The sequence below is a fragment of the Kitasatospora sp. NPDC057542 genome, from assembly GCF_042801945.1.
Classification (GTDB): domain Bacteria; phylum Actinomycetota; class Actinomycetes; order Streptomycetales; family Streptomycetaceae; genus Kitasatospora.
Map to the genome: position 1 here is coordinate 1 of NZ_JBHVFE010000334.1, position 10,244 is coordinate 10,244.

Below are 10,244 nucleotides of genomic sequence, written 5' to 3' on the forward strand. Positions count from 1 at the left end.
GCCCTGGAGGACCGGCCCGTCGGGGCCGCGGCGCGGTCGAGGGTGGTCAGAGCCCGTAGCGCTCGACGATCTCCTCGTGCCGGGAGAGGTCCGCGCCGGCCGCCTTGGCCAGCTCCGGCCAGGCGAGCGGGTGCGGCCAGCCGCCGGTCAGCCGGTGCAGCAGGGCGTCGGCCTCGGCGGCCGAGGCGGTCGGCGGAACGCCGAGGGCCGCGTAGACGCCGGGCAGGGTGTCGCCGTCCTCCGTCGGGTCGGTGATCCGGTACTGGTCCCCGCTGTACACCCAGACCGCGTACCCGGCCTCGTGCAGTTCCTCGCGCAGGACCGACCACGGCTCGTCGCCGGGCCGGCCGCCGTCGATCCAGTACGTGGTGTACCCGGCCGGGTCGAGCAGGGTGAGCAGCCCGAACACCGGGCGCCAGTGCTGCCGCTCCTCCTCGGGGGCGTCCTCGGCCGGCGGGCGCTCCAGCAGGGCCGGGGCGAAGACCACCACGTCGCCGTGGTTGAGCGTCAGGTCGTCGCCGAGCACCGGCAGGATGCGGGCGGTGGCCGGGCCCGTCCGGAGGGCGGGCAGGTCGGACGTCGCGCCGTTGGTGCGGGTGGCGCGGATGCTGACCAGCTGCCACTCCTCGTCCACCGGGCCCTCGGGCTCGTCGAACTCGATGTCGAGCAGCGCGCCGGTGGAACGGACCACGGCCCAGTCCCGGTTGGCGCTGGCCGCGGTGATCAGGTGCCACAGGTCCGGCTCCTGGACCGTCCGGTGGCCGTCCTCATCACCGGCGTCCCCGGCCGGCACCGCGCGCTCCAGCAGCTCCAGGTACAGCCGCTGCGCGGTGGCGTGGTCGCCCAGCTCGGTGGCGGCGTGGGCGGCGAGGCGGCGGGTGTTGAGCACCTTGTCGTCCAGCGCCAGGATCGCCCGGCACTGCTCCAGCGCCTCGGCCCAGCGGCCCTCGGCGGCGGCCCACCGGGCACGTGTCCAGTGCCCGTCGGCCGGGGCGGAGACGGCCACCCGGTCGGCGAGGCGGCGTACGCCCTCGGCGTCCCGGGCCTCGATCAGCATCTCGCCGAGCGCGCCGGTCAGCTCGCGGTCCGCCGGGTCGTCCTCCACGTACCGCCACAGCAGGTCGGCCGCGGCACGGGCGTGGCCGAGGCCGCCCAGCACGGTGGCCAGGAGCACCGCCAGTTCGGTGGCGCCGGCCTGCTCACCCCGGTACCGGTCCAGGGCGACGGAGAGCAGGTCGGCGCCGGTCTCATAGGGCACCTGGATCTCGGCCAGGTGCGCCGTCAGCTCGCCCGGCGGGACGGGCAGCTCGGGCTCCGGCAGTGCCTCGGCGGCCGCGCGCAGTGCCGCGACCTGCTCCGACACGCCGTCGGTGCGACGCAACCGGGCGAGTTTACGCTCCCCCGTCGCGGCGAGGGTCAGCGCCACCGTGCGGGCGCCGCGGGCGAGCGCGAGCCGACCCGCCGCCAGCAGCAGGTCCACGCACGGGCGGTGCGCGCCGACGCCGTCCAGGTAGCCGACCCAGCCGGCCAGTACGGCGCCCAGCTCGGCGTCGTTCTCCCGGGCGCCGGCCGCGACCAGCAGCTCGACCGTCTGCGTCCAGGCGCCGCGCAGGTCGGCGTGCTTTTCGGCCTCGGCCCGCCCGGGCAGCAGGGCGAGCGCCTCCTCGGTGCGGCCGAGTGCGGCGAGCGCGCGGGCCCGCAGCAGGGCGCCCCAGCGCTGGTCGCGCTCGTCCAGCCGGCGCCCCTGCGCCTGCTCGGCCCGCTCGGCGGTGTCCAGCAGCTCCAGCACCTCCTCGTGCCGGCCCAGCAGGTGCAGGGTGCCGGCCCGGGCCTGGTGGAAGCGGAGCGAGACCGGCTGGCCGGCCGCCCGCATCCGGTTGGCCGCGGAGTCCAGGTAGTCCAGCGCCTCGGCCGCCCGGCCGTCGTCCTCCAGGGCGTCGGAGTACTCGCGGGAGAGGCAGTCGTAGCAGGCCCGGGCGGGCTCGATCCGGTCCAGCGTCTCGCCGACCACGGCGAGGCGCTCGGCCACGTACCCCGGCCCGTCGATCCGGGCGTGGCAGATCGCGAAGTCCTGCACCACGCAGACGGACTGCGGGCAGCCCGCCGTCTCCTCCCGGTGCGCGAAGTCCAGCAGGTCGACCGCCTCGGGCAGCACCGCCTCGCCCTGCTGGCGCTTGTTCAGCAGGTTCTGCATCCGCCAGTGCCGCAGGTAGACCTCGACCCAGGGCAGGCCGAGCGCCCGGGCGGCGGCCACCGCCTCCGGGTAGAGCGCGTCCAGCTGCTCGTTGCGCCCCTCGGTGGCGTGCTCGGGCAGCTCGATGATGGCGTCGGCCAGCCGGTGGTGACCGGCCTCGGCCAGCTGACGGTGGGTGTCGCGCACCCAGGCCCAGATGTTGGTGGTCATGCCTGTTCCCCCTGCGTCGTGCTGATGAGTTGTCTACCGCACACCCCTGACAATCCGTCCGTCACGACTCCTCCGCGAGGGCGCCGGGGCTGTCCGGGACCTCCGGCAGGCCGGCCGGGACGGCGGCGGTCAGGGCGGAGACCGCGGTGCCGATGCCGGTCAGCGCCGTGGTCAGGTCGCCCTCCGAGGGGCCGGACGAGGCCGCGGCCATGATCACCTTGATCGAGCGGAGCAGCCCGGCCGCGGTCGCGCTGCCGGTGTGCCCGCGGCGGTAGGCGGCGAGCAGGTCCTGGACCGCCGGACTGGCCAGGTTGAGGTAGAGCCGGGCCCGGACCCCACCGTCGGTGCGGGCCGTGAAGGCGCGGGCCAGCCACAGGGCGGCGGACGGTATCCGGGCGTCCGCCTGGTCGTCCTCGATCCGGGCCTTCAACTCGGCCTCGCGGTCCGGCACCAGCACCAGCGGCAGGCCGGGCGGGTCGAAGCGGGCCGGGACGAGCTGCTCGCCCGGGTCGGCGAGGGCGCCGGCCAGCCAGGCCGACTCGTGCTCCGGCAGCGGGCGCTCCGGGTCGCGGAACAGCTCGCGGTTGCCCTGCTCGCTGCCCAGCTCGACCACCCGGCAGCCGCGCAGCTGGGCGTAGCGGCGCAGGAACGGCAGGACGGCGTAGCGGTCGCCGCGCGCGATCGGCACCCGCATCGCCCGGTACAGCATCTCCTCGAAGCCGCCGCCGCTGCCGAGCGCGACGTGCACCGCGCCGCCTCCCGCCGCGCGCAGCGCGCCGGCCGTGAGGTCGCCCTGCGAGGTGGGCACCGGGACGTCGTCGGCGAGCAGGGTGAACAGCCGCTCGTCGCAGAGCGCGGCGCCGAGCAGGTCGCTGCCGTGCCGGGTGAGGATGCGGCGCCAGGCGGCGGGCCGCAGCCGGGCGGTCTCGTACAGGCCGTCCACGATGGCGTCGGTGAGGACCTTCCGGAGCGCGTGGTAGTGCTCGTCGCGTTGGAGGTCCTCGCGGCTGGCGGTGGGGGTGAGCCGGTTGGACTCGACCACGCCGCCGATGAACCCGGCCCAGCGGGGCAGCAGGTCGCGGGCGTCCTCGGCGAGCAGCATGCCGCGCAGGTAGACGGCGAGGTCGCGGTTGTCGCTGCTGCCGTAGGTGCCGCCGTCCTGGACCCAGAGCAGACCGGCCGCGTCGGTGACGCCCTCGACCGGGTGCACCGGGAAGGCGGTGAGCGGCTCGAAGCGGCGGCCGAAGGCGGTGGCGAAGCGCATCCGGGCGGCGTACTGCTCACCGTCCGAGGGGCCACCCGAGTCGTCTCGGCCGAGGGCCGGGGTGGCCGGCGGGAGGGCCGATCGCCGCCAGGGCACCTCGACGGAGTTGACCGGCCGCTCGTCCTCGCCGACGTGGACCGGGATCGGCAGCAGCACGCAGTAGCGGCCGAGCACGTCGCGCAGGACGTCCTCGTCGGCGAGGTGGCCGTGCTCGGCCTTGAGCGCCAGCTCGACCACCGTGCCGGGGCGGGGCCGGGCGGGCACCGGCTCGACCTGGTACTGCTCGCCGCCGCGGCTGCGGTAGCGGTGCCCGAGCAGCGGCTCGCGGTGCGAGGTGGTGGTGACGGTGACCTCGTCGGCGATCGAGAAGGCGGAGAGGAAGCCCAGGCCGAAGGCGCCGATCAGCTCCTGGTTGCCGGTCAGGTCGCGCAGCATCCGGGTGTAGCCGGTGCCGACGGTGGCCAGGTAGGAGTGGATCTCCGGTTCGGTGAGGCCGGCGCCGGTGTCCTCGATGGCGACGGTCCGCCGGGCGGCGTCGGCGCGCACCCGGATCAGCGGGCGGTGGTCGCCGTCCGGGTCCTCCAGGAGCCGTCGGGTGTGCGAGTCGTGCGCGTTCTGGACGAGTTCGCGCAGCGCGACCAGCGGAGTGGAGTAGAGGTGGGTGGCGAGGACGTTCACCAGGCCGCCGAGATCGACCTCGGTCGTGCGCAGCTCCTCGGCGGGGGTGGGCTCGGGCGGGGCACCATCAGACATGGGTCCCCAGTGTGCCAGTGCGACTATCTGGCGACCATTTCTTTCTTCTTGACGCCTTCCTGACGGAATGACGAAATGACGGAATGTAGTCAACTCTTAATTGACCGATCCTCCACTGTCGGGGGAACCGCCACCCGTTCGGTGGAATTCGTCCACCCCCCGCACGTCCGCCGCCGGCCCCGGCCCCGGTGCCCCGCTCAGGAGAGACCGAGTACCGCCCGGCCGAGCCGTAGCAGGCAGTCCCCGAGGTCCGGCCGGGCACTGTGCGGACGGTTCCGCACCCCGTCGTTGACCAGCGCGAACAGCGCGTGCACCCGGATCCGGGCGGCCGCCGCGTCACACGTGGGGTGCACCTGCCGCAGCAGCCCGACCCAGGTGCGCAGGAAGTCCCGCCGGAAGTCCACCGCGGCCCGGCGGTCGGGCGGGGCCAGCCGCTCCGTCTCGCTGAGCATCGCACCCAGGTAGTCCCCGTTGCGCAGCGCGAAGCCGACGTACGCGCCCAGCCCGGCCTCAAGCGCCGCCCCGGGCCCGGAGGCGGCCGCGATCGCGCCGTCCACCTCGTGCCAGAGCCGCTCGCGGCTGCGCACCAGCGAGGCGGCGAGCAGCTCGGCCTTGCTGTCGAAGTGCCGGTACACGCTGGGGCCGGAGATGCCGACGGCGGCGCCGAGCTGGTCGGTGCTGACGTTGTCGAAGCCGCGCTGGTGGAACAGCCGCACGGCCGCCGCGAGCAGCTCCTCCCGGCGCGCCCGCGGCCCGGGTTCCGGCACCGGTACGGCGGCGGGCCCTGCGACCGCACCCTCCAGGGAGACCCCGAGAACGGCCGCGACCATCTCGCGCAGCAGCGCCTCGGCCCGTCGGGGCTGCGGCGCCGCCGACTGGTAGGAGAGCCCGGCGCAGGCCGAGAGTGCCGACCAGCAGAGCAACTCGGCGTCCCCTGTGGCGAGTTCCGGCCGTTCCGCGCGCAGCACGGCGACCATCAGGGCGACGTCGGCGCGCAGTTCGCGGCGCAGCGCCGCCCGCCGGGCCGGCGGCAGCAGCCGGGCGTCGCGCTGCACCAGGGTGCCGAGCGGGCGGTGGCCGACCGCGACGGCGGCCAGCGCGGTGCCGAGCTCGGCGGTGGTGCGGGCCGGGCGCAGTCCTTCGGCGAGCGCGTCCAGGCCCAACCGCACAGCGCGGTCGAGCAGTTCGGGCTTGCCGCGGAAGTGGCGGTAGAGCGCGGGCGCGGTGATGCCGACGCCGGCGGCGACCTCGGTCATCGAGACCTGGTGGTAGCCGCTGCGGTGGAAGCGGTCGGCGGCCACGGCCAGGATCTGGGCGCGCCGCCCGGGCGGCCGTCGGACCACCATCGCGAGCCCCCCTCCCCTTCGGCCGGGTACCGCTCCGGTACCGGCGCGGCATCGACGGAAGGCTAGCAAGGATTCACTTCGCACCCCCGTCGACCGTGCTCCCCAGGGCCCTCTCACGGCCGGCCCACTCTGGACAGCCGAAGCTACCCCGGATTAACTTGTGGGGCCATCACCAGGCACGTTCCGCCCCGGCCGGCAGCCCCGGCCGGTGCCGTCGAAGGGAGCGCCGCCGTGCGCCGCACCGTGTTCAACGAGGACCACGAGGCCTTCCGGGAGACCATCCGGGACTTCATCGCCAACGAGGTCGTCCCGGTCTACGAGAGCTGGGAGGCCGAGGGCCACCCGCCGCGCGACTTCTACCGGCAGCTCGGCGCACTCGGCGTCTACGGCATCGAGGTGCCGGAGGAGTACGGCGGCGCGGGCGAGAGCGGCTTCAAGTACCAGGCGGTGATCGCCGAGGAGACCGCCCGGGCGGGCGTGAGCTTCGGCTCCTCCGGCGTGCACACCGGCCTGGTGCTGCCGTACCTGCTGGAGTACGCGAACGAGGAGCAGAAGCGGCGCTGGCTCCCCGGCTTCGTCTCCGGCGACATCATGACCGCGATCGCGATGACCGAGCCCGGCGCCGGCTCCGACCTCGCGGGCATCTCCACCACCGCGAGGCTCTCCGAGGACGGCACCCACTACGTCCTGAACGGCGCCAAGACCTTCATCACCGGCGGCGTGCTGGCCGACCTCGTCCTGGTGGTCTGCCGCACCGCCCCGTACGACCCGGAGAACCGCCGGGCCGGGCTGTCCATCCTCTGTGTGGACACCTCCTCCGAGGGCTACACCGTCGGCCGCAAGCTCCAGAAGATCGGCCTGCGCACCTCGGACACCGCCGAGCTGGCGTTCAGCGACGTCCGGGTGCCGGTGGAGAACCTGCTCGGCGAGGAGGGCAGGGCCTTCTCCTACCTGACCCACAACCTGGTGCAGGAGCGGCTGGCGATCGCCGTCGGCGCGTACGCGGCGGCCGCGGCGGCGGTGCGGTTCGCGGTGCAGTACGTCAAGGACCGCAAGGTGTTCGGCAAGGCGGTGGCCGAGTTCCAGAACACCAAGTTCACCCTGGCCGACTGCGAGGCCCAGGTGGTGGCGCAGCAGTCGATGGTGGACCGGGCCCTGGAGCTGTACCAGAACGGCGAGCTGACCGTCGCGGACGCGGCCGCGGTGAAGCTGTTCTGCACCGAGTCGGCCTCCACCGTGATCGACAAGTGCCTCCAGCTGCACGGCGGTTACGGCTACATCCTGGAGTACCCGATCGCCCGGCTCTACACCGACAACCGGGTGTTCCGGATCTACGGCGGCACCAGCGAGGTCATGCGCAGCATCATCGCCAAGTCACTGGGGCTGTAGGCCCGTCCCGGTCCGACGGCACGGCGGGCCGCCCCCCCCCGGCGGCTCGCCTCGCCGCTGCCGGCCGGGCGGGTGGGCTCAGTTGGGCGAGCTGTGCTCGGCACGCCAGGCCTCCCAGCCCGCCGTGGACGCCACCTTCGCCTCCCGCAGGGCCCGCTGGGCGAGCGCGGCCGGCGGCGTGTCCAGGCCGCGCACCCAGCTGCGCCCGGCCGCGATCAGCGCCGCGCACACCACCACCGTCCCGGCCGCACTGAGCGCGGTGCCGATCGCGGTGAGCGCCACGCCGCCGGTCAGCAGCGGGCGGTTGACCCGGAACCCGGAAATGACTCTGTCGTTGGTCGCCATGCCTCCACGATGCGGGCAGCCGGCGGAGCCTGCACCTCGGACCGCTCGGCCCCGGTCGCTCCGGGTGCGGGAGGCCCGGACGTCCGCGACCCTGGGCACACGGAGTGAGGAGGCGGCGCGATGCCCGATCTCGAACGGCTCGCCGTGGAGCACGCCGCCCTTGCGGCCGAGAGCCCGCACGGGCGCAGCGCCCACCTGGTGCTGCACGACGGGATCCTGCGGCAGACCGTGATCGCGCTGACCGCGGGCACCGCGCTGGACGAGCACAACCCGCCCACCGCGGGCAGCGTCCAGGTCCTGCGCGGCCGGGTCTCGCTGACCATCGCCGGGCGGCGGCTGGAACTGCCGGCCGGCCGGCTGGAGCCCGTCCCGCAGGAGCGGCACGGGCTGCTCGCGCACGTCGACTCGGTGGTGCTGCTGACGGCCGTCACCGCGTAGCGGACTCGGCCTCCACCGGGCTGAACACGCTGTCGCCGACCAACCGCAACCCGCGCAGGAAGTCCCGTCCGCTGGGAGCGAGTTCGGGCGCGGCCAGCCACTGGGCGCAGTAGCCGGCCAGCAGGGTCTGGTAGAAGGCGCCGCGGACGACCTCCTCCTCGGTGTCCGGCACCTCGGGCAGCCCCTGGAAGACCGCGGCCAGCCCGAGCCGGCCCTCCTTCTGCGCCGCCGCGAAGGCCTCCGCCAGTTCGGGGGCGTGTCCGGCCTGGGCGAGCGCCTCGAACTGGGCCGCCCAGAGCCCGCGGTGCTCGACGAAGACGTCCCGCAGGCCGTCCCAGACGGCCGCGAAGCGCACCCCGGGGTCGTCCGACACCTGGTTGGCGGCGATCACCACCGCGCCCAGGGCCTCCCCCATCTCCCCGATCGCCTCGATCATCGCCGCGTTGAGCAGCGCCTCCTTCGAGCCGAAGTGGTAGCCGATCGCGGCCAGGCTGACGCCGGAGGCGGTCGCGACGTCGCGGGCGGTGGTGCGCCCGTAGCCCTTCTCGTACAGGCAGCGCTTGGCGCCGGCCATCAGGTCTTCGCGGTTTCCCATGCCCCGATCCTACGGAAGCCCTGGACGAATGTCTTGCACGATCGTCTTGCACGATCGATTTACACATATGTACTAGACAAGCGTCTCACTCATCCGTACCGTCTTCCCCATGACCGCAACCACCGGCCGCGCAGGCCGTCGCGCATGGATCGGCCTGGCCGTCCTCCTGCTCCCGACCCTCGTCCTCACCATGGACATGGGCGTGCTCTTCTTCGCCGTCCCGTACATCTCCACCACGCTGGCGCCCAGCGGCACCCAGCAGCTGTGGATCATGGACATGTACTCGTTCCTGCTGGCCGGGCTGCTCATCACGATGGGCGCGCTGGGCGACCGGATCGGCCGCCGCCGGCTGCTGATGATCGGCGCCGCCGGCTTCGCGGGCGCCTCGCTGCTGGCCGCCTGGTCGCACGACGCCGGCCAGCTGATCGCGGCCCGCGCGGTGCTCGGCGCCGCCGGGGCCACCGTGATGCCCTCGACCCTCGCGCTGATCCGCAACATGTTCCACGACCCCAAGCAGCGGCAGATCGCGCTCGGCGCCTGGGGAGGCATCCTGACCGCCGGGGCCACCCTCGGCCCGGTCGCCGGCGGCCTGCTGCTGGAGCACTTCTGGTGGGGCTCGGCCTTCCTGCTCGCCGTCCCGGTGATGGCCCTGGTGCTGCTGACCGCGCCCGTCCTGCTCCCCGAGTACCGCTCCACCGGCCGCACCGGACGCTTCGACCTGCTCGGCGCCGCGCTCTCCCTGGCCGCGATCCTGCCGCTGGTCTACGGCATCAAGACGGTCGCCGTCGAGGGCTGGAGCCTGCTGCCCGGGCTCGCCGTCCCCACCGGACTGCTGCTGGCCGGCGCGTTCGTCCGGCGCCAGCGCACCGCCGCGAACCCGCTGCTCGACCTGAGCCTGTTCCGGATCCGCACCTTCAGCGGCGCGATCAGCGTCAACACCGTCGCGATGTTCGCGATGATGGGCTTCGCCCTCTTCACCTCGCAGTACCTCCAGCTGGTCAAGGGCATGAGCCCGCTGACCGCCTCGCTCTGGTCGCTGGTGCCGAGCCTGGGCGTCGGCGCGGCGGTCGGGGTCAGCTCGGCGCTGGCCGGCAGGGTCCGCCCGGCAGTGCTGATGGGCGGCGGCTTCCTGGTCGGCTCGGTGGGCTTCGCGATGATGACCCTGGTCGGCCCGCACTCCCCACTGGCGCTCGTCCTCACCGCGGCGGGCGTCCTGGCCGCCGGGACCGTCGGCACCATGACGATGACCGCCGAGATGGTCGTCTCCGCCGCCCCGGTCGAACAGGCCGGCGCCGCCTCCGCCACCTCCGAGACCGCCGTGGAGCTCGGCAGCTCGCTCGGCATCGCCCTGCTCGGCGCGGCCGGCGCCGCGGTCTACCGCCACCGGCTGGACGGCACCCTCCCGGCCGGCGTCGACGGCGAGGTCGCCCGGACCGCCCAGGACACCCTCGGCGGCGCGGTCACCGTCGCCGCCCACCTGCCCGGCCGGCTCGGCGCCGACCTGCTGGAGACCGCCCGCACCGCCTTCACCGACGGCCTGCACGTCGCCGCCGTGGTCGGCCTGGTCTTCGCCCTGGGCGCCGCGGTCCTGGCCTACCGCCTGATGCGCCACCTCCCGGCCGCCGCCCCCGCGCCCACGCCCGAGGCCGTCGCCGCCTGACCCACCCGGCCCGATCCACGCGAGTCATCGAGAGCCCCCGCCCATCCCTG

Annotated in this window: 8 protein-coding genes; 3 read left to right on the plus strand and 5 right to left on the minus strand. The window is 74.5% G+C overall.

Annotated elements, in window-relative coordinates; all coding sequences use genetic code 11:
- Positions 1 to 46: 46 nt before the first annotated feature.
- The 3 genes from ACFU7Y_RS31515 to ACFU7Y_RS31525 all read right to left on the minus strand — a co-directional run bounded on the left by ACFU7Y_RS31515 (position 47) and on the right by ACFU7Y_RS31525 (position 5,767).
- On the minus strand, positions 47 to 2,404 hold the full coding sequence (locus ACFU7Y_RS31515; protein WP_380770428.1) for a hypothetical protein: 2,358 nt from the start codon (positions 2,402 to 2,404) through the stop codon (positions 47 to 49).
- A 61-nt stretch (positions 2,405 to 2,465) separates the two neighbouring features.
- Entirely contained in the window at positions 2,466 to 4,421 is a 1,956-nt protein-coding gene (locus ACFU7Y_RS31520) for an ATP-binding protein (RefSeq protein WP_380770429.1), read from the minus strand.
- 197 nt (positions 4,422 to 4,618) lie between these two features.
- A complete protein-coding gene (locus ACFU7Y_RS31525; RefSeq protein ID WP_380770430.1) occupies positions 4,619 to 5,767 on the minus strand; it encodes a TetR/AcrR family transcriptional regulator in 1,149 nt (382 codons plus the stop codon).
- Between the two features lie 231 nt (positions 5,768 to 5,998).
- On the opposite strand from ACFU7Y_RS31525, the gene ACFU7Y_RS31530 reads away from it, so the two are divergent.
- On the plus strand, positions 5,999 to 7,156 hold the full coding sequence (locus ACFU7Y_RS31530; RefSeq protein WP_224283437.1) for an acyl-CoA dehydrogenase family protein: 1,158 nt from the start codon (positions 5,999 to 6,001) through the stop codon (positions 7,154 to 7,156).
- 78 nt (positions 7,157 to 7,234) lie between these two features.
- Here the strand turns inward: ACFU7Y_RS31530 and ACFU7Y_RS31535 are convergent, their stop codons facing one another.
- Positions 7,235 to 7,501 carry a hypothetical protein gene (locus ACFU7Y_RS31535; RefSeq protein ID WP_380770431.1) on the minus strand — a complete coding sequence of 89 codons (267 nt, stop codon included), beginning with the start codon at positions 7,499 to 7,501 and terminating at the stop codon, positions 7,235 to 7,237.
- Between the two features lie 120 nt (positions 7,502 to 7,621).
- On the opposite strand from ACFU7Y_RS31535, the gene ACFU7Y_RS31540 reads away from it, so the two are divergent.
- Positions 7,622 to 7,939, plus strand: a complete 318-nt coding sequence (locus ACFU7Y_RS31540; RefSeq protein ID WP_224283439.1) for a cupin — start codon at positions 7,622 to 7,624, stop codon at positions 7,937 to 7,939.
- On the opposite strand, the gene ACFU7Y_RS31545 is transcribed toward ACFU7Y_RS31540, so the two are convergent.
- Positions 7,929 to 8,534 (minus strand): TetR/AcrR family transcriptional regulator, encoded by a 606-nt coding sequence (locus tag ACFU7Y_RS31545; RefSeq protein WP_380770432.1) that lies wholly within the window; start codon positions 8,532 to 8,534, stop codon positions 7,929 to 7,931. The two genes, ACFU7Y_RS31540 and ACFU7Y_RS31545, sit on opposite strands and share 11 nt — an antisense overlap.
- Before the next feature lie 109 nt (positions 8,535 to 8,643).
- Between ACFU7Y_RS31545 and ACFU7Y_RS31550 the strand changes: the two genes are divergently transcribed.
- Complete coding sequence (locus tag ACFU7Y_RS31550) at positions 8,644 to 10,194, plus strand: MFS transporter (RefSeq protein ID WP_224283441.1); 1,551 nt, start codon at positions 8,644 to 8,646, stop codon at positions 10,192 to 10,194.
- Positions 10,195 to 10,244: the final 50 nt, after the last annotated feature.